Here is an 18,832-nt window from a genome sequence, read left to right as displayed (position 1 = left end):
ATGGTCAAGAGTCAATGGTCAGTTGTTATTGGTCATTAGTCAATACTTGGTGAAAAACAACTGACAACTGACAATTGACAACTACTTAACGATTCAAACGGCGAAACTCAGCGGGTGTGATACGCATGGGGTTTTCTGAGTTCCAAATTCCTTGTCCCATGAGTCTAGCCCATTGTTGGGCACGTTCTAAGCGCTGGTCATATTTATGATTAGGCGATCGCCCCACGAATAATGCATACCCTTGTTTGACGACTTCTTCGTTCAACAACTTGCGATCTTTCCATACATAAGCCAAAGTCCGTCCAATTTTGTCTTTTGCTTCGATATCAAACTCTAGGATTACGGGCTTTTCTGTATTACCAATCAACTTTTCTAGGACTTGTTTTGCGCCATCTCCCCAAGGACGCTGACGCAAATCTGGTGCATCAATACCAATTAATCGCACTTGGGATATGAGATTTGGTTGTTCAGCCATACCTAGCACTTCCAAACTTTGTCCACTCACCACCCGCGCTACCTTCACCTGGGCCTGATTATTTTCAGACTGACTTTTGGCTTGACAACTCACTAGTAGTAATATGCAAGCCAAAATGGCAATTTTTCGCAGCCAAATGCCAAAACGTATAAACGCATTAATTTGAGTCTTTACGTTTAAATGCATGTTAGCGATCTCAACTTGAGAAACCAAAGCACAACGCTGGTTCCTGTGCGGGAACAAATTTCTAGTCTTCATCTAAGGGTAAACCCGCCTTAACTCTCCCCCTAGCAAAATAGCGCCCGAACTGGAGTTCATAGACTTCATCTTCATCTTGCGTCTCCACCTCCAAGTCAGAACGGGGGTAACTCACACACAGCAAAGCATAACCTTGCCGACGCAACTCTGGCGACAATCCGATTGCTTCTGGTTGGTAAATATCTCCAGACAGCACCCTCACAGCACAAGTGGTGCAAGCCCCATTACGGCAGGAAAAAGGCAATTCCACCCCTTGATTTTCAAAAGTGTGCAAAATGTAGCGGTCTTCTGGCACTTGCAGGGTGTGTACTTTGCCAGTGGCGCGATCGCGAACTCTAATCGTGTATGTACGGGACATCTTGATTTGGGATTTAGGATTAGAACTTTCAGATTAAATCTAAAATGTCTTCTTTTATCTTTGCATTTTCTGGAATTTTAGAGTAAGATGGTAAATCGTGACAACTGGAGAGATGGCCGAGTGGTTGAAGGCGCAGCACTGGAAATGCTGTTTGGGGGCAACTTCAACGAGGGTTCGAATCCCTCTCTCTCCGTTAATCCTTTGCCCTACAAGCATTCTAGCCATTGTCAGGCAATCGGATCGTTAAAATTATTGGTTGAGTTGGTTTAAGTAATCAATTTTCTTTATTTACATAAGCTTTATTTATCTATTCATAAGCAGTGCTAGAGCTTACTTACATGGATTGATGCATTCGAGATGATGGCAACCAAAACGTTGAGTCATCATCGCAGATAATTGTTGGGAAGCTTGACCATCAAGATTCAATTGTTGCTTGATGTTTTCATAAGTCTCTCCTTGGGCTATCCGCTTTGCCATTTGCTGAAACTGTGCCCAACTTAAATCACTATCAACAAAGGCTTTGGCAAGGATAATTACCAACTCTTCATAATCATTGTCTTCCAATTTCGTCATCATCCGGTGTTCAATGTGAAGCGAATCATCAAAGCAGTAATACCAGGATTTTGGTTGCTGCTTGACTACCATTGTGAAAAAATCCTGCTGTTTAGAGAGGTTAACAGCACGATCGCCCTCGCTACACACCATTAATGTCGGAGCAGCAATACGGGTTTGTGCCTGTTTTAAAATCTTCTGTGCCAATTCTAGAAATATTCGTAATGCCTGAAGACGAAAACCTTTATAACCAAAATTGCCAGGTGCGTCTTTGTTAAACCATTCAAAGTAAATTGGTAGGATTTCGATCAGCCAATCAAAGAATAAATAATGACTGCCCAAATAAGGCGTGAACAATAAGGCGCGCTCAATCTCTTGGGGATGTTCTAAAGCTAACCACCCAGCTAAGGTTCCACCCGTTGATAATCCTCCGACTACGACTTGTTGACCTAGGGTTTTTGCAATCTGCAACCACTTCAGTACAAACTGTTGATAAGTCTGAGTGTCTGTTGGTAGTGGCGGAGGATTTTGGCGATTCCAATCACCTGAGAGTCCATGACCGGGTTGTAAGGGAATCAGAACATTGTATCCTTTGTTGAAGAAGGCTTTACCGAGCGGCTCAAATTGGTAAGGGCCTGCTGTGAAACCATGCAAGAACAGACAAACCTTTGGTGTAGCGTGGGGATGAATGAAGAATTTTGAACGACAAGCTTCGTTCTTGAGTCTGGGTGTGGACTCTGATTGATGAACTTGTTCAAGAATTTCTACTGTCTTGCGAATGGCAACTTCCATTTCTGCGTATATTTGTAATTTGCTGAACTCAGTAAGTTTCCTGAATATAGCAGATGACATCTTATCGAGTTAATCTGTCAGAAGTTACAAACGTTCCAAAGGGACTTAGCTGGAGACGCGGGGATGCGGGGACAAGGAGGAAAATGCCCCCTCATCTCTCTACTCCCCAATATGGGTTTTTACTGATTCAACAGGTCAATGAGTTGCTCAAGTAGCAACTTAGCTATATAAAAGTTCATTAACTGTGATTGCTCATAACGCTCTGGGTAGCTCATCTTACGCCCTTCCAGTGTGAGCCGAATTAAAGCAGATTGCTCGTCTGTGGGTACTCCCATTTCATCTAGTGCAGAACTAAAGGACTGAAAGTTTGCAAAACTAGGAGGCTTTAAACCTCTGTGTTCTTTCATCTGTTGAAGTGCCAAGTATGGAAATGCCATCAACGATGTTATAAATGAGGTTTTGTAACCTGGATTACCAGTTGGCTTGATGCCATACCTACGGCATAAGTCGCGTAATTCTTGGATGGTTTTGATTTCAAGTTCAGAACGCGTAAACATAGAATAGAATTACCTCTTGATAAAAGTGGTATCGGTGGGTAACAAGTTTCCTAGGCTAGTGCCCACCAAATTAAAACTCTATTCTTTTGTTCACGGAAGAATCAAGATATATTTATAGTTCTCAACAATGCCTAACCCCAAGGGTAATCCACAAAACTTTGAACCAATTAAATCAACTAGAGAAGAACCGCTAACACGCAATCTTAATTTTCGTGTCACCGAAAAGATGAAAGAAGAAGTACAACAACAAGATGATCCTCCTGAATTTTGCCGTCAAGCAATCCAGAAAGCACTAGATGAAAAGAAGGCAAAAGATAAGTAGGTTTTAAATATTAATTTGATAATGCGATCGCCCATACATATGTGAGTCATAACATGGGGCGATCGCTTTTATATTTTGATACAGTCTAAAATATGCAATTAAGGCAAGTTTGAGTGTTTTAACGTAAGTAAGCAAGCAAAATGGCAAAATATGCATTGCTGATTGGGGTTAGTGAATATCAATCTCAAGAGATAAATCTGTTACATGGTGTTGTTAAAGATATCCAAGCAATGCAGCGTGTTTTGCAGAACTCAGAGATAGGCGGGTTTGATGAAGTCAAATTTTTACTTAATCCTGATTCCATCACCATGCAGTCAGAAATTGAGCAGTTGTTCATGGAAAGATGTCAAAAAGATGACATAGTAATGCTCTATTTTTCTGGACATGGCTACAGACATGAAGATGGGAATCTGTTTTTTGTCGCCCACAACACCCAAATCAACCCCCAAGGCTTACCGAGGATTGCAACAGCAGTAGATGCCAAGTTTATCCATGAACGTTACATGAGCCGCAGCAAATCCCAGCGACAAGTGCTAATTCTGGACTGCTGCTTTAGCGGAGCATTTGCTGAAAGCATGAGTGCTAAAAAACTTGTTTCTCTTAGTATTAACGATGAAATTGCTCAACAATTAGGTGGTGAAGGCAGAGCTGTGTTAACCTCCTCAACAGCAACACAACAATCGTTTGAAGATTCGGGAGGTGGAGTTTACACCCGTTATCTGGTTGAAGGGATTGAAAAAGGCGCAGCTGACACTGACAACGATGGTGTGATTACAGTCGCTGAACTGCATGAATATGCCAAGGGCAAAGTGCTAAAAGCAAAACCAGCAATGAAGCCGGAAATCTTTGCAGTTCGGGAAGGTTATACAATCCGTTTAGCAAAAGCACCAGTAGGCGATCCGCAGTTAGAGTATCGCAAGGAAGTAGAGGGATGCGTCAGGAATGGTCGTGTCTCAGTTGTGGGGCGCAGGGTTCTGACTCGTAGGCAAAAGGAATTGGGATTACAGTCTGAAGTTGCAGCGGCTATAGAAGAGGAAGTTTTAAAACCATTCCGTGAGTTTGAGGAAAGCTTATGGGAATATGAACAATGCTTGGCTGAGGCTTTGGAAGAGGAACCAGTTCTCAGTGATGGGACTCGTGAAGATTTGAAGCGATTTCAAAAAATTCTTAAACTTCGAGATGAGAATGTTGCACCCATACACCAACGTTTGGAAGATGACCTCAGTTCAGAAAAAGGTATAAATTACGACAAGCTGCGGGACTTTCTAAAAGCAGGACAGTGGAAACAAGCAGACCATGAAACCTATCTGGTAATGGTTAAGGCAGTAGGACGTGAGAAAGGTGACTGGATTAGGGACGAAGAATTTTTAAACTTTCCTTGTATCGACCTCCGCACGATTGACCGCTTGTGGGTAAAATACAGCAATGGACGCTTTGGCTTCAGCGTTCAAAAAGAAATTTATTTGAGTGTTGGCGGCAAGCCCGACGGCAAGTATTATAAAGAAGCTTGGGAAAAGTTTAGCGATCGCGTCGGATGGAGAGTGAATAGTACCTGGATTGACTACGATAAAGTCACTTTTGATACTTCAGCACCTATGGGACACTTACCTTCTGGGGCGGATGGGGGGCGGATGGGTGTCAGGGGTCTCTTCTCTCGCATCGAGACTTGTAAAGTGTAACATTTAAGGCTTTTTGAAGTTTATAAATATTTATTACAGCCTTCTTTTCAACGAAATAATCAACATTTCATAGATCCGATACCTAGCACTGAGGGCTTATAGCAGTTCGCCTCAATAGCAGATAATGTACATGATTGCTCATAATACACAGAGCATAGACTTTAAACTCATACTTTTGCTGGGCCTTTTTGATAGCATAAAGTAAAACTTCACGGCATTCAAACCGTGTCAAACGAAATTCCCGGTTATTACAGCGCGTAGTGATGTGATAACAAAAACCTAATTGAAAATTGCGTAGAGGACGGGCCATTGTGAAAGTACAGAAAATTCATATCCCTCATTTATAGCAATGAATTTAACGTATACTTAGCTCTGGTTTTAAGAATATTTAGTTGGTCAACTTGTGCCAGTAAATTCATACATGGCTTTATTTACAAACGTACTTGGACTGGTTGTAAACCAAAGCAGTCCTAAATCAACTGAAATGAATGACCAAAATAGCTATAATTCTTGATACTATATGTCTCGCTTATATTCTTCTAACAATTGTGGAATGTAATCGTACCCATCTACACCAATAATGGCGATAATCTTAGTTCTGTGTTGCTGTAAGAAACTTTGAAAACTCTCTACTCCTATTTGACCTTGTAAAATTGTTAACAAACCTGCTGGTTGCCGCCATTCATTAGAGGCAATTTGCTCTAAAAGATACATTCCTAAGCTACCTGTATAAATAGCTTTTTCAGAATTTTGCAGACGATAATAAGCATCTGCTAAATAAGCTAAATTCCGTCCTTGAAGATACAAGTCACCGGAAATTTGTGCTGTCTTAAAACCATTTTCTAGATATTTAATAGCAGTTTCTAGTTGTGCAATCACTAAATAAGCAATGCCTAAACTACTAAAACATAAAGCTTTACTTTGAATATCTCCTAGTTGTTCCGATAACTTTAAACCTTGTTCTAAATAATTAATTGCTGTTTCATAGGTTTCTGGTTCTAGCTGTTCCTGCTTTTGGGCTTCCATGACTTCGCTGTAACCCAAATTCACTAGTGCATTTGCCTCTCCTGTCCGATCGCCTGCTTGGCGACTCAAGATCAATGCCCTTTGGCTGTTGTTAATTGCCTCAGTATAATTTTGCTCTTGCACACAAGTACGGCTTAAGTGATTGAGATTGGCGATTTCACAGGGGCGATCGCCTGCATTTCTGGCTATCTCTAGCGCTTGCTGGTGAAACTGGATAGAACGTTTGTATTGTCCCAAAGCACGTTGCGAAGAGCCTAAAAGTGTCAAAATTCGTGCTTTTTCCTGGGTTTTCTCAACTTGTCGCAGCGGTTCATCCAGATAATCTAAAGCATCTCGCAAATAATTACCAGAAAAAGAAGCGAAAATCCCACCGTAAAGAGGAAAATATGGACGCAGAGCAAAGTTTCGCAGAATCTGGAGCATGATTTGAGAAGCCCCATTGCTGTACGCTGGCGTACTACCAAAACCATTTGCTAACTGACTCCAAATCACTGCAAATGTCAAGAACGTAGAAATCGACAACTTTGAGCCTGCCTGGACGTTGTAAGCTTGTTGGTCGAACCAGTTGACTAGCCCCCGTTGCACGTACTGTAAAACCAATGCCATTTCAACCCAGTCACTCAGAGTCATACTGCCTTGCTGTTCGGCAAATTCAATGGCAGATTGTTCCATTGCTAGAGTGTGAAACAGTGCTTGAGGCAACTCACTTTTAACTTGCTTTGCCCAAGTTGCCCAAGGGCCATGTTCTCCAGGTACGCCGCCAAATCCCAGATCGCGATTTTGCTCGTACATCCAACTGAGCAAATGGTCTTGTAGTCGCTGCCATGCGGCTAAACCACGGGTAATACCTTGAGATAGTTGCTGTAAATCAGAATCTGCCTGAGCGAATTGTTGTAAAGCTTTTGACAACTGTTGTAGTTGTTGGACATTCAATAGCTGTTTTTGATTCGGGTCAGTAAAACGTAAAAATGTCGCCAGACGCTCATCCGGTGCAGCTGTGGTAATTTCTCTAGCAGCAGTGGCGATCGCTTCTGTGGCTTTGTTTTGCTCTCCATAGCGTTGCCATTGGGTTTGAATGGTCTTAATTGCCCTCAAACTCCGGGTAGCCTTGGCTTTTTTGAGTTCATCTTTTTCACTATCTACTTGGCTTTGGATGGCACTGAAGCGATCGCTCAAAGCCAACTCAAATACTTCACCAGTACCGGAAGTGATACCTTTTTGCAATTTTTGATACACCATTTCTCCAGAGCTAATCTTTCCCTGGAGGGTAAGTTGGATAATTTCGTCGATGAGGGCGAGATAGCGATCGCGCAATGGCAGAGATTCTGACACGTTAGCTGCTGAAGAAGGTCACGTCAATTCCCATTCTAGTGTCGTAGAGGAGATTAGGAATAAGGAATTGCGGGTTAGGGGTAAATAATTCTCGGTTAGTGTTGAATCGTCCTTAATCATTTGTCCTTGGATGAGCTTGATTGGACTGGTTTTTACTTATACTTTCTATTAAGTTTGCCAAGTTCGGATTTGACTGTTGGAGAGTTCTAATCGCAATTAAATAATCCATTATTTTGTCAGCTAACAATCAAGCGATCGCTCTCAACTTTATCATTCAACCAACCATACTCTGGGTTAGGACAATCCCAACGAACACGAGCTATGTAGTGCCGTTCAGACTTTGTACCACACTCAGGACATCTGCCAGTCAACAGAGGCTACATCGGATTGCACCTATATTAAATATTAAACAGGCTTATTAGTTTAAAAAGGTCAAAGGAACACTCATGACTACTAATACCAATTTACAAGGCGATACGGGTAACGCGATCGAACAATTTAATCAACAAGACAAAGAAATATTCCAATGGACAAAGCAGTGGTATCCAGTAGCAGTTGTAAATTTCCTAGATCCATCTCGCCCACATGCAATACAGTTGCTGGGAAAGGATCTTGTCTTGTGGCGAGACAGTTTTAGCAAATGGTCTTGCTTTGAAGATTCTTGTCCCCATCGACTAGTTCCTCTTTCGGAAGGGCGTGTTGAGTCTGATGGCACACTTTTATGTGCCTACCATGCTTGGCGTTTTGATTCACAAGGAAACTGCGTTAGTATTCCCCAGTCAAAAGATCGGCAAACATCTTCTCAGCACTGCTCAAACTCAAAGTCATGTGCTGTTACCTATCCAACACAAGAACGCCAAGGTCTACTATGGGTTTGGGCTGAGTCAGGTTCTCAAGCGCAGCTTGAAAGCCAATTAAGAACACCACGAATTATTCCAGAGCTTGAGGATATATCCGATAAAGTAGTACATCTGTTTTGGAATATCCGCGACCTACCCCATGGATGGGACTTTTTTATGGAGAACGTAGCTGACCCTGCCCATGTACCTGTCTCTCACCACGGTCTTGTCGGCAATCGGTATCAAGATGCTAATTATTATGACATGCTTTGCATCAAGCAGATGTCTACTCAAGAAGGATTTTCTTTTAAAATCACACCGACTGCGCCCACAATTGAGCAAGCAGTTCATGACTTCCAACCACCTTGTCATATGAGAATTGTCTCTACTTCTGTTGATGGTGGCAAACTCATTCTGGCATTATATGCAAGCCCGACCCGTCCGGGATGGTGTCGTCATATTGGCTGCCAGGTGTTAGTTAAGAATGAGGCGGGAAAGATGCCTAAAGGGTTAGGAATCTTTGGTCTACCAATGCCAACTTGGCTAGGTCATGTTTTGTCATCCCTATTCTTACACCAAGATATGGTGTTTCTTCATTACCAACAGACAACTCTAGCCAAATACCATAACAGACGATGGCTGGATACAGTTTATACACCCAATCCTCAAGATAAAATGGTAATTACGTTTCGCCAGTGGTTGGAGAAAAAAGCTGGAGGTAGTATCCCTTGGGCTTCTGGGTGTAACCCCAATCTTTCTCTAGAAGAACTAGAGAAGCAAAAGCTTTTTGATGTCTGGACAACCCATACCCAACATTGCCAAGTTTGCCAGGATGCTCTGAAAAATATTAAACGCCTTTATGTATCGGCTTATGGGTTGGCTGTAATTTTTTTGTGTTTAGCTGTAATTGTGGATGCAAGGGCTATAGCGGTAAAGGCTGCGCTAGCAGTTGTAAAGCAAATGTCCACACCGCTTTTAACGGTTTTTCCTCCTACAGGATTCTGGTGGGCGCTTGGAGGCGCAGCACTATTTGCAGTGGTAGGATACTTGTTTCAGAAATTAAGCCGACTGTTTTATGTTTATGAGTTTGAACACAGCCACAATGACTGATATGTAAATAAGTAGAAGGCAGAAGGCAGAAGGGCAGAGGGGTAGAGGGGCAGCTGACAGGTGTAGGTTTTTTACGTTTTGTTCCTAAAACCCTGGTTTTAGGGTGTAAGGGTGTGGGGATGTAAGGGTGTAGGGGTAGAAGAAATGATGATTAGAGCGTTAGTTTTATAGTCATTACTCATTGCTTGATTAAAAACCTACACTTGTGAGTAGAGGGGCAGAGGGGCAGGGGAGATGAAGGAGAAATTTTTCATACATTATTGGTATAAGTAAATCGTAATGGCTACTTAACACTGCTAGAACTGCTTGGAAAATAACTTTTTATGAACACAGCTGCTTGGTATTACTTCCACGAATTACGCAATTACTTGCGATTGCGCCAATGGTGAGTTATTACGGAAACTTACGCTCTCGCACTTCCACAGTATAATCCTGCACGGCTTTGGTAATTGTCTCGCGCAAATTTGTATAAACTTTGACAAAGGGTGGGTGCTTTTCAGAAAGACCAAGGACATCAGAGGTGACTAAAATCTGTCCGTCACAGTGGGGACCTGCACCAATACCAATGGTGGGAACACTCAATTTTTGTGTAACTAGGTTGGCCAAATCTGCGGGGATATGCTCTAACACTATAGAAAATACACCCGCTTGTTCGAGAGCGATCGCTTCATTTAAAATTCTCTCTGCTGCTTCTTGGCTTTTCCCTTGTTGACGCAACCCAATTTGATGTACTGATTGGGGTGTCAAACCTACATGACCCATTACCGGAATTCCCGCCTGTACCAACCGAGCAATAGTTTCTACCATCGCTGGATAGCCACCCTCCAACTTGACTGCTTGAGCACCGGTTTCCTTAAGTATCAGCCCAGCTGAGTGCATCGCTTGTTGGAAGCTTTCTTGATACGTTAAAAATGGCAAATCTACAACAATTAATGCTCGTTTAACACCACGGCGTACAGATTTGGCATGGAACAGCATCTCTTCTAAGGTAATTGGCAGTGTTGTTTCATACCCTAAAACTACTGCCATTGAGTCTCCCACAAGGATTAAGTCTACACCAGCAGCGTCGAGGAGTTGGGCGATCGCATAATCCCATGCGGTCAATGCCACAATTGAACGTCCCTGTTGTTTCCATTGAATTAATTGCTGGGTAGTGATTGCCATGTTCAATTAGGGATTAGGTATTGGAGACTGGGACTGGGTATATAGGTATTGAGGACTACTAGGGATTGAGTATTGGGGATTGGTATTGGGATTAAGTTTAGAAGATTAAGTATTAGGAAAACTCTTACCTAGTCCCCAGTCCCCAGTCCCCAATCCCTACTTCACAGCGCGACTGAAAGCAAGATGGGGTTTTGCACTGCCCATTTTGGGCATTAACCAAGCCAGACCTTCACTTGTGCCAATCCACAATTTATTGCCGACATCAGGCACAAGGGTTAAAACCCGGCTCGAAGGAAGTCCGGCAACTTCACTGTCTAATACAGCTCCTGTATTTGGATTCAATCGTAACAAACCATTGTTAGTACCGACCCAGATACTACCATCTTTCGCAAAGCACACTGCTGTAACATTACGCCCACGCAAGCGAGTTACAGACCTTAGCACTGCACCAGTTTTGGGATTAATAACTAGCAAATTATTCGGCATTCCCGCCCAAATTAATCCTTCAGGACTGATAGCTAAGGCTTGTACTGTCGTTCCTGGTAAATCAGCGATCCGTTTCACGATCGCAGCTTTAGCGCTATCAACCCGTACCAGTCCATCAAGAGTACCGACCCAAACATGACCTTCAGCATCTAAAGTCATGGCATTGGCACTGACACCAGGCAAATTTTTTAATGTTGTCATAATTAAGCCTTGGTCGGGACTAATTAAAGCTAAACCATTATCAGTTCCTGCCCACAAATAACCCCGTTTGTCAAGCAACAGCGACAACACCCGCTTGGAAGGTAAAAATAAATTCTGTGCTGTAATTTCGCTCGTGCGGGGGTCAACTCGCATCAGCCCCTCATAACTTCCCACCCACAAACGTCCGACTTTATCTTGAGCTAAAGCACCAATAGCGACATTTGGTAAACTAACACGAGCTAAAATTTTCCCTGTGTTGGGGTCAATCCGCGATAATCCCCGCCAAGAACCCACCCAGAGATTGCCTGCAAAATCTCCCAGCAAGTTGTTAACACGATAATCTACGTCTAGCGATCGCTCTTCAATTCTCCGTTCATCTGGTAAAGGGTCTACTCGTGGCGGCGGTGCAGCAGCTGGATAAGAAGGGGTTAACTCGGATGGTTTAATGTCGGGGGTTTTTTTTGACGGCAGATTACTACTATTTTTTTCTGCACTCGCTGGATTTGCCATTACTACAACGCCAATGCTTGGCAGAGCCATCAACCCCAGCAAGACAGAAGTAATCAATAAACTATTACGCTTGTGAAACAATACCACGGTCTTATTTCCTTTGAAAACACTTTCCTTTTGGGGTTGGAAGCGCGAAGCGTGAAAGAAATAGCTTTATACGCTACGCACGACTTCCTCAACCCTCTGTGAATAGCCAATACCTCAATAGGCTTTGGCTTGATTTCAGTGTTCCCCCAATTTGATTAAATTGCACTTTTAGGAAAACTTTGTTATCTGCTGATATTCTTCTGCTTTTAAACGTAATTAGAACTAGTAGAATACTCGCTCAAGTTTTTTAATCAGGACTGACACAACAATAACTAATCGTTGCGTTGATGGAATGCATTCCCGTTCGCGTTATCGTTTCCGTTCTCGCAACACCTCTAAGAGAACAGAATGAAAACATGTTACCTTTCCGTAACTCCTGAAAGTTTTAGCTTCAGACAGATAAAGAAACGGTTATTGTATAAAAATTAATGCTTACAAACAAAGAATTAATAATAAGTTATGAAAACTAAAAAAATTATTCTTTAAAATTCCATATAAGTATATTTTAGAAAATCTAACCAGTATTTACCTTTCACTTCATGATGAATATTTTTTGTCAATATATAGATGCTACAATTCTCCAAGGAAAATTATCGGTTCTTTATTATTAGATTTTTTTAATAAATAAATTGACTTTTAAAATTTCTTTGCTAAGATACAGATAGAATTTTTAACAAACTAAGTTTTATTGCTTTACATTGTTGTATTATTGATTTGATAGACTTTTATTTGCTCCAACTAAGCGATCGCAGTACGCCAACTCAGCTTTTCGGACAATTTGATATAGGATTGAGCAGTGGTGATTTAGGAGCTTTTGGCAATGGCATTGATACTTTTGCTTTAAAAATTAATGTAATCACGAAAGAGCAAACAGCACTAGCAGTTCCTGAACCTTCAGCTAGTGGTGCGTTATTAATTTCAGCAATCTTAGGGCTAGCTTTGTCTCAACAACGAAAAGCGAAGAAACCATCCAGATTACTATAATACTATTTACGCATATGAAAAAAGAATTATTTTTCATATTTAGTTTTATCAAGATTTATAGTGTATCTTTTCGTTTGCCTGTAGAGCGATAAATACTTTTAATAGTAATAGAATAATTAGTATTTAATATAAAATAATCAATACTAAACCTTAACCAGAATATTGTTAAACCTTAAAAAGCAGAAAATTTATTCTTAATTGTAGACAAATATTATACTTTTGGACTTAAAACCCAGGTAAAGACGGCCATAATTCGGTTTTTAAAAGGCAAAATATAGAGGCTTGAAGTTATTATAGCTATCTGATATCAATTGTGAAGTTATCTGTTATTTTAGCGTCTTAATATTTCGCTAAAAGTAACTTTCACAAATCAGATATAACTGGTATATTGACAATTTTTTAGACTCTAAAAACTTTTAATAAAGTTTGAAGCTTCGTTGTTCAATTATCAAATACAGCTATTTTAAATCAAGTTATATTTGCCTCTTAATAGTCGAAATTTTAATTGGCGTTCCAATTTTGCAAACGTAACCTAGCGAATAGAATTCGCCGCTATACAAGCGAAGTTTGATAAACAATCTAGTCTTTAAGCTTTGCTTATGTAGCCAAATAAGTGTATTGCTGACATTTTTGCACTGCAAGAGAGTTTCTATACCACTTGCTTGATATTAGTAAATCCGTCTACTACGGTGGTTGTCCAGCTTATTTTGTAGGGGTTTCAAGGTCGCTCGTTGCACAAATGCTGTCCACACTTCCAGTCACAGGGAAATTTGCAGCTATTGGAATGCTTGCTGAAGTTTCAAGAAATGAATTAAGGAGAAAATCTCATGGTTTTGCGTTATTACGGCTACACAATCGGAGACACTGATGCTGACCCTAGCTTAGCTGGAAACCAGTTGCAGGTTTTTCGTTTCGCTATCCCTCCTGCTGGATCGTCTGGTGTTACTGTTATTCCTGAGCTAGTAGGCTTGGTTACTGTTCCAACTAGTACTTCTGCTAGCTTTGAACTAGAAGGTTTAGGAACTAACCCCGTTAGCAGAAGGGTCAGTGCAGTTAACGAACCAAAACCAGGTACAGATCCCGATCTCGCTATTCGAGTTGGCCCTGTTGATAGACCTTTTGGTTCAGCATCTATAGTGACTCCAACACGTACTCCATCTAACCTAAATCGTTTTGGTACTGAGTCAGGTGCTGACTTTGGGCGTGATTTCTCAGTAAGTTCTCAGCCAGTTGTTCTTTACAACCTTAGCTCAAATGACGATCCAGATGAGGGGCCAATAGGAAGCTCTCTTTACAAAATCACTACGTCTACTCCTGGAACTATTAGCCTTGTAGACAGTACTCCTACTGCTGCTGAAATAGCGGGAACTACACCCACTAATCCTGGAAAATATGCTGATGGATTAGCTGTTGATAATCTCATGCCTGGTCGTTATCGCGCTCTTGCTAGCGATATCAGAACTACAGATGACGCTGCAAGTGACCCGACCAAGAACAACCTTTACAAAGTCGATTTGCTTACTGGCCAATTATCTGCTCCGATCGCCCTTTACAGTAGTTTGGCAAACAACAGACCTCTTGCTCTCAACTTAGATTCTGGACTTGCATTTACTAGAGTTTCCACCTCAAATCCTGGTGGTCAAAGACTGGTAGCTTTGCTAGAGGACGGAAAAGTTATAGCAATCCAACCTACAGACTCAGTTGTAAATGGCATCACAAGATACGGTTATCTAGATGATTTCAATGCAGCAGGTCTAGGCATAGGTGATGGCAGAGCAAGTGCCTTCTTACTTGGTCGAGTTGATTTTGCTGCGGCTGGCGGAATTGCTGGAGCAGATTATGAAGGCTTTGCAGCTGTTTACGAGGATTCTATTACTGGTTAATCCTTTTGAAATGACACACCTTTTAGTTGGCTAGTTGAAAATTTGACTTTAGCCTAACTAAAAATATCTCTTATATCGATCCTCTCTAACCCTTCTAACTTGGAAGATAGGGTAGAAGAGAGGATCGTATAAGCTTTGGCGACTGACCATATATCGTATAAATATGCAACGCTTTAAATTTTTATTAAGTCAAAAGTGAGTGGAAAATTTGTTTTGTTCGGTTACTTGATGAGATTTTCCATAAAATGTATTTTTTGCAACATTAACAATTCAGTATTCATTGATTTCCCTAAGCCTCTTACTTATCTCCCTTTCAGCTTCCATACAGTTAGAGATTACTTTTGTAAATTATTCTTAACAAAATGTTTAAAACTTTATGTAATAACAAATTTAAATAAATAAGTTAAAAACTTTCAAAGAATAACTTATTGAATTCTTGATATATTGTGAGACAAGTTACAAATTACGTGGTGTGCAATTTTTTTATCTTTCATATATCACTCCACTGGATCTCCGTCAAGCAAATTCTCTCCCAGCATTGATTCCTGTCAATAGGGAAGATAGCAGAAGTACGAAAGCGGGAATGTGTGCTAGCAAGCTCACTCACCCAATAACCCCGATGTGTAGGGGAATAATCAAATACTTGCCGCAGAATATGGAGTTTTTGCCGAAACTGAGAAAATTTAGTGGGGTAAGAGGAAGAGATAAAAGAGAATTTTTATTCATGGGATGAGGGAAAAGCAGAAGCAATAGGTTATGCACCCCTAAGTGGGCAGAGCATTTTTAACTAAAATGTTTGTCGCATAAAAATGGCTACCCTCTGCCAGAGACAACCTCTAAAAAAGAATTTTTCCTTAATCTTTGCCCTAATGTTGGGGGGAATGAATGGGGATGAGAGGAAGTTGCACGGAACGTAATTTGATCGGTAAAAAGAGTGAGTTCTTGGAAGGGAATTATATGTCTTACGCTCAAACGAAGACTCAGTCAAAATCTGGGTATCAAGCCGGGGTTAAAGATTACAGACTAACTTATTACACACCCGATTACACACCAAAAGATACAGATATTCTGGCGGCATTCCGGGTTACACCCCAGCCCGGAGTTCCCTATGAAGAAGCAGGTGCGGCGGTAGCGGCTGAGTCTTCTACTGGTACTTGGACAACTGTATGGACAGACTTGCTCACCGACCTAGATCGCTACAAAGGTCGTTGCTACGATATCGAACCAGTTCCCGGCGAAGATAACCAATTTATTGCTTACATTGCCTATCCTCTGGATCTGTTTGAAGAAGGTTCCGTAACCAACATGTTGACCTCGATTGTAGGTAACGTGTTTGGTTTCAAAGCCTTGCGGGCACTACGTCTAGAAGACTTGCGGATTCCTGTAGCTTATCTGAAGACCTTCCAAGGTCCTCCCCACGGTATCCAAGTTGAGCGCGACAAATTAAACAAATATGGTCGTCCTTTGCTGGGTTGTACCATCAAACCCAAGCTTGGTTTGTCTGCTAAGAACTACGGACGCGCTGTATACGAGTGTTTGCGCGGTGGTTTGGACTTCACCAAAGACGACGAAAACATCAACTCTGCACCATTCCAAAGATGGCGCGATCGCTTCTTGTTCGTTGCTGAAGCCATCCAAAAAGCTCAAGCAGAAACTGGCGAAATCAAAGGTCACTACCTGAACGTTACCGCCCCCACCTGCGAACAAATGTTGCAACGGGCTGAGTTCGCTAAAGAACTCAAACAGCCCATTATCATGCATGACTACCTGACCGCAGGTTTCACCGCTAACACCACATTAGCTCGTTGGTGTCGTGACAATGGTTTGTTGCTGCACATTCACCGCGCGATGCACGCCGTTATCGACCGTCAAAAGAACCACGGTATCCACTTCCGCGTTTTGGCTAAGACTCTGCGGATGTCCGGTGGCGACCACATCCACACCGGCACTGTGGTTGGTAAGTTGGAAGGTGAGCGTGGCATTACAATGGGCTTCGTTGACCTATTGCGCGAAAACTATGTTGAGCAAGACAAGTCTCGCGGTATCTACTTCACTCAAGACTGGGCTTCTATGCCTGGTGTAATGGCAGTTGCTTCTGGTGGTATCCACGTATGGCACATGCCTGCACTGGTAGAAATCTTTGGTGATGACTCCGTTCTACAATTTGGTGGTGGTACTCTTGGTCACCCATGGGGTAACGCTCCTGGTGCAACCGCTAACCGCGTTGCCTTAGAAGCTTGTATCCAAGCTCGTAACGAAGGTCGCAACCTAGCTCGCGAAGGTAACGACGTTATCCGCGAAGCCGCCAAGTGGTCTCCTGAATTGGCAGTTGCTTGCGAACTTTGGAAGGAAATCAAGTTTGAGTTCGAGGCAATGGATACTGTCTGATATCTAGTTAGGAGTTAGAAGTTAGGAATTAGGAGTTACATTAATTCATAACTCCTCACTGATAACTCATAACTTTTGAGGGCTGGGGTCAAGCATGAATCTTAAGCAAATTGCGAAGGACACAGCCAAGACTCTCCAACGCTACCTGACATATCAGGCGTTGAGAACAGTACTGGCACAGCTGAGCGAAACAAATCCTCCTCTGGAACTTTGGCTGCATAACTTTTCCGCCGATAAAATTCATGATGGAGAAGCATACATTGAGCAACTGCTCCAAGAAAAGCCAGATTTAGGATTGCGGATTATGACTGTTAGAGAACACATTGCCGAAGAAATCAGCGAATTCCTACCAGAAATGGTTCGCACTGGTATTCAGCAGTCCAATATGGAACAACGTCGCCAGCATTTAGAACGCATCACGCAACTCAATTTATCAAACCCCAGTCCGGAATCAGAACAGCAAGCAATCTCAGAGCCGAATTTGGATAACTCATCGAGTTAGTCAGTCAACTCATTAGTAAAAATCTCAAACCATCATCAACAACCATGCAAACTCTACCAAAAGAGCGTCGTTACGAAACCCTTTCTTATCTGCCTCCCCTCTCTGATGCTCAAATTGCCAAGCAGATTCAGTACATCCTGAGCCAAGGTTACATTCCAGCGGTTGAGTTTAACGAAACTTCTGAGCCAACAGAATTATATTGGACAATGTGGAAGCTGCCTTTATTTGGCGCTAAAACTACTCAAGAAGTGCTGAATGAAGTTCAATCTTGCCGTTCTCAATATTCCAGTAACTACATCCGCGTTGTGGGTTTTGATAACATCAAGCAGTGCCAAATTCTCAGCTTTATTGTTCACAAACCCAGCAGATATTAAAAAAGACAAAGGGTCAAAGAGAAAATAAATTTCTTTTTCCTTATATCTTTTAAACTCACTTAAGATGAGAGAGGTAGAATTAACTATCTCTCTTTTTTAATTACTTCTGATTCCTGACTTCCTAACTAAGAACGTATTACAGAAAATTGAGAACTACTATAAATGAATTTACTACATATACCACAAGCAAGAATTTGTTTTGTTGGTGATTCTTTTGTTAATGGTACCGGAGATCCAGAATGCCTGGGTTGGGCAGGCAGAATCTGTACTAAGGCTAATAAACAAGGTTATGAGATAACATACTATAATTTGGGAATTAGAAGGGACACAAGTACTGATATAGAAAAGCGATGGTTCCAGGAAGTATCAGTTCGCTTACCCAAAGAATATTATGGCAGAGTAGTATTTTCTTTTGGTCTAAATGACACAACAGTAGAGAACGGTAAAACTCGTGTAGACTTTATAGATTCAATCAGAAATACCCGTAAAATTTTAAGTCAGGCTAAACAAATATATCCTGTTTTGATGGTTGGCCCAGCACCATATGCAGAACAGGAAGACTCCCAGAGAAATAAGAGAACTAGCGATTTATCTAAACAATTTGCTTTGGTTTGTGAGGATTTGGATATACCTTATTTAGATGTTTTGCCAATACTGGAAAAATCTAATATTTGGATTGATGAAGCAAGAGCCAATGACGGCGCTCATCCCAAAGCAGGAGGTTATGCAGAATTTGCCAGAATTGTGGAAAATTGGGATGCTTGGTTAAATTGGTTTCCTTAAACTTCCTATTTAAAGACTTTCTAAAAATGTAGCTTTCTTTTGTCACTCTCGGAAAACAATAATCGAAGCAAGATTCTGAAACTTTGATTGAGTCAAGCTTTGAGCCTTTATTTTCTAACAGTAACTAAAATTTATAGCCAAAACTTAGAAATTAAAGCCTCGAAAGGCTT

At 41.5% G+C, this 18,832-nt stretch carries 18 protein-coding genes and 1 tRNA gene; 10 read left to right on the top strand and 9 right to left on the bottom strand.

All coding sequences use genetic code 11. The features are described 5' to 3' along the window. Positions 1-85: 85 nt before the first annotated feature. Both RMY31_RS11250 and RMY31_RS11245 read right to left on the bottom strand, forming a co-directional pair. Entirely contained in the window at positions 86-661 is a 576-nt protein-coding gene (locus RMY31_RS11250) for a thermonuclease family protein (RefSeq protein ID WP_322659731.1), read from the bottom strand. 61 nt (positions 662-722) lie between these two features. Continuing rightward, positions 723-1,091 (bottom strand): 2Fe-2S iron-sulfur cluster-binding protein, encoded by a 369-nt coding sequence (locus RMY31_RS11245; protein ID WP_322659733.1) that lies wholly within the window; start codon positions 1,089-1,091, stop codon positions 723-725. A 106-nt stretch (positions 1,092-1,197) separates the two neighbouring features. Here RMY31_RS11245 and RMY31_RS11240 point away from each other — a divergent pair. Continuing rightward, positions 1,198-1,284: transfer RNA gene (locus RMY31_RS11240), tRNA-Ser, on the top strand. Between the two features lie 137 nt (positions 1,285-1,421). Here the strand turns inward: RMY31_RS11240 and RMY31_RS11235 are convergent. Next, positions 1,422-2,435 carry an alpha/beta hydrolase gene (locus RMY31_RS11235; protein WP_322659735.1) on the bottom strand — a complete coding sequence of 338 codons (1,014 nt, stop codon included), beginning with the start codon at positions 2,433-2,435 and terminating at the stop codon, positions 1,422-1,424. Between the two features lie 179 nt (positions 2,436-2,614). Beyond that, entirely contained in the window at positions 2,615-2,992 is a 378-nt protein-coding gene (locus RMY31_RS11230; protein ID WP_322659737.1) for a hypothetical protein, read from the bottom strand. A gap of 127 nt (positions 2,993-3,119) precedes the next feature. Between RMY31_RS11230 and RMY31_RS11225 the strand changes: the two genes are divergently transcribed. Together RMY31_RS11225 and RMY31_RS11220 are read left to right on the top strand one after the other, a co-directional pair. Next, entirely contained in the window at positions 3,120-3,314 is a 195-nt protein-coding gene (locus RMY31_RS11225; protein WP_322659739.1) for a hypothetical protein, read from the top strand. Positions 3,315-3,454: 140 nt separating this feature from the next. Continuing rightward, positions 3,455-4,993 (top strand): caspase, EACC1-associated type, encoded by a 1,539-nt coding sequence (locus tag RMY31_RS11220; protein WP_322659741.1) that lies wholly within the window; start codon positions 3,455-3,457, stop codon positions 4,991-4,993. Between the two features lie 82 nt (positions 4,994-5,075). Here the strand turns inward: RMY31_RS11220 and RMY31_RS11215 are convergent, their stop codons facing one another. The 3 genes from RMY31_RS11215 to RMY31_RS11205 form a co-directional block, all read right to left on the bottom strand. Then, on the bottom strand, positions 5,076-5,303 hold the full coding sequence (locus RMY31_RS11215) for a transposase (RefSeq protein WP_322659743.1): 228 nt from the start codon (positions 5,301-5,303) through the stop codon (positions 5,076-5,078). Positions 5,304-5,509: 206 nt separating this feature from the next. Then, complete coding sequence (locus RMY31_RS11210; RefSeq protein ID WP_322659745.1) at positions 5,510-7,351, bottom strand: tetratricopeptide repeat protein; 1,842 nt, start codon at positions 7,349-7,351, stop codon at positions 5,510-5,512. Positions 7,352-7,587: 236 nt separating this feature from the next. Then, positions 7,588-7,722, bottom strand: a complete 135-nt coding sequence (locus RMY31_RS11205; protein ID WP_322659747.1) for a hypothetical protein — start codon at positions 7,720-7,722, stop codon at positions 7,588-7,590. Positions 7,723-7,797: 75 nt separating this feature from the next. Between RMY31_RS11205 and RMY31_RS11200 the strand changes: the two genes are divergently transcribed. Further along, positions 7,798-9,300, top strand: coding sequence for a Rieske 2Fe-2S domain-containing protein (locus RMY31_RS11200; RefSeq protein WP_322659750.1), 1,503 nt, complete (start codon positions 7,798-7,800; stop codon positions 9,298-9,300). Between the two features lie 393 nt (positions 9,301-9,693). On the opposite strand, the gene panB is transcribed toward RMY31_RS11200, so the two are convergent. Together panB and RMY31_RS11190 are read right to left on the bottom strand one after the other, a co-directional pair. After that, positions 9,694-10,464: a 3-methyl-2-oxobutanoate hydroxymethyltransferase gene (gene panB, locus RMY31_RS11195; RefSeq protein WP_409877840.1), complete on the bottom strand. Its 771-nt coding sequence runs from the start codon at positions 10,462-10,464 to the stop codon at positions 9,694-9,696. A 156-nt stretch (positions 10,465-10,620) separates the two neighbouring features. Continuing rightward, positions 10,621-11,748 (bottom strand): two-component regulator propeller domain-containing protein, encoded by a 1,128-nt coding sequence (locus RMY31_RS11190; RefSeq protein WP_322667269.1) that lies wholly within the window; start codon positions 11,746-11,748, stop codon positions 10,621-10,623. 714 nt (positions 11,749-12,462) lie between these two features. On the opposite strand from RMY31_RS11190, the gene RMY31_RS11185 reads away from it, so the two are divergent. The 6 genes from RMY31_RS11185 to RMY31_RS11160 all read left to right on the top strand — a co-directional run bounded on the left by RMY31_RS11185 (position 12,463) and on the right by RMY31_RS11160 (position 18,662). Further along, a complete protein-coding gene (locus tag RMY31_RS11185; RefSeq protein ID WP_322667271.1) occupies positions 12,463-12,732 on the top strand; it encodes a PEP-CTERM sorting domain-containing protein in 270 nt (89 codons plus the stop codon). Between the two features lie 827 nt (positions 12,733-13,559). Further along, positions 13,560-14,615 (top strand): hypothetical protein, encoded by a 1,056-nt coding sequence (locus RMY31_RS11180; protein ID WP_322667273.1) that lies wholly within the window; start codon positions 13,560-13,562, stop codon positions 14,613-14,615. A 957-nt stretch (positions 14,616-15,572) separates the two neighbouring features. Beyond that, positions 15,573-17,003 (top strand): form I ribulose bisphosphate carboxylase large subunit, encoded by a 1,431-nt coding sequence (locus RMY31_RS11175; protein WP_322667275.1) that lies wholly within the window; start codon positions 15,573-15,575, stop codon positions 17,001-17,003. Positions 17,004-17,097: 94 nt separating this feature from the next. Further along, complete coding sequence (gene rcbX, locus RMY31_RS11170) at positions 17,098-17,505, top strand: RuBisCO chaperone RbcX (protein ID WP_322667278.1); 408 nt, start codon at positions 17,098-17,100, stop codon at positions 17,503-17,505. A 44-nt stretch (positions 17,506-17,549) separates the two neighbouring features. Next, the gene (locus RMY31_RS11165) at positions 17,550-17,879 is read left to right on the top strand and encodes a ribulose bisphosphate carboxylase small subunit (protein WP_322667281.1); all 330 of its coding nucleotides are present in this window, start codon (positions 17,550-17,552) and stop codon (positions 17,877-17,879) included. Between the two features lie 162 nt (positions 17,880-18,041). Continuing rightward, positions 18,042-18,662 carry a GDSL-type esterase/lipase family protein gene (locus RMY31_RS11160; RefSeq protein ID WP_322667282.1) on the top strand — a complete coding sequence of 207 codons (621 nt, stop codon included), beginning with the start codon at positions 18,042-18,044 and terminating at the stop codon, positions 18,660-18,662. The last annotated feature ends 170 nt before the right edge of the window (positions 18,663-18,832 follow it).

Origin of the sequence: Dendronalium sp. ChiSLP03b (assembly GCF_034531165.2) — a bacterium.
In the GTDB taxonomy this organism is placed as follows: Bacteria; Cyanobacteriota; Cyanobacteriia; order Cyanobacteriales; family Nostocaceae; genus Dendronalium; species Dendronalium minutum.
The sequence above is the reverse complement of the archived record's forward strand: the minus strand, read 5'-3'. Positions and strand labels throughout refer to the sequence as shown.

Bases quoted from the DNA above. Each gene is read 5' to 3' on its own strand.
- RMY31_RS11165 (WP_322667281.1), top strand. From the start codon at position 17,550: ATGCAAACTCTACCAAAAGAGCGTCGTTACGAAACCCTTTCTTATCTG.
- RMY31_RS11180 (WP_322667273.1), top strand. From the start codon at position 13,560: ATGGTTTTGCGTTATTACGGCTACACAATCGGAGACACTGATGCTGAC.
- RMY31_RS11220 (WP_322659741.1), top strand. From the start codon at position 3,455: ATGGCAAAATATGCATTGCTGATTGGGGTTAGTGAATATCAATCTCAA.
- RMY31_RS11245 (WP_322659733.1), bottom strand. From the start codon at position 1,091: ATGTCCCGTACATACACGATTAGAGTTCGCGATCGCGCCACTGGCAAA.
- panB (WP_409877840.1), bottom strand. From the start codon at position 10,464: ATGGCAATCACTACCCAGCAATTAATTCAATGGAAACAACAGGGACGT.
- RMY31_RS11200 (WP_322659750.1), top strand. From the start codon at position 7,798: ATGACTACTAATACCAATTTACAAGGCGATACGGGTAACGCGATCGAA.
- RMY31_RS11250 (WP_322659731.1), bottom strand. From the start codon at position 661: ATGCATTTAAACGTAAAGACTCAAATTAATGCGTTTATACGTTTTGGC.
- RMY31_RS11225 (WP_322659739.1), top strand. From the start codon at position 3,120: ATGCCTAACCCCAAGGGTAATCCACAAAACTTTGAACCAATTAAATCA.
- RMY31_RS11235 (WP_322659735.1), bottom strand. From the start codon at position 2,435: ATGGAAGTTGCCATTCGCAAGACAGTAGAAATTCTTGAACAAGTTCAT.
- rcbX (WP_322667278.1), top strand. From the start codon at position 17,098: ATGAATCTTAAGCAAATTGCGAAGGACACAGCCAAGACTCTCCAACGC.
- RMY31_RS11160 (WP_322667282.1), top strand. From the start codon at position 18,042: ATGAATTTACTACATATACCACAAGCAAGAATTTGTTTTGTTGGTGAT.
- RMY31_RS11230 (WP_322659737.1), bottom strand. From the start codon at position 2,992: ATGTTTACGCGTTCTGAACTTGAAATCAAAACCATCCAAGAATTACGC.
- RMY31_RS11215 (WP_322659743.1), bottom strand. From the start codon at position 5,303: ATGGCCCGTCCTCTACGCAATTTTCAATTAGGTTTTTGTTATCACATC.
- RMY31_RS11175 (WP_322667275.1), top strand. From the start codon at position 15,573: ATGTCTTACGCTCAAACGAAGACTCAGTCAAAATCTGGGTATCAAGCC.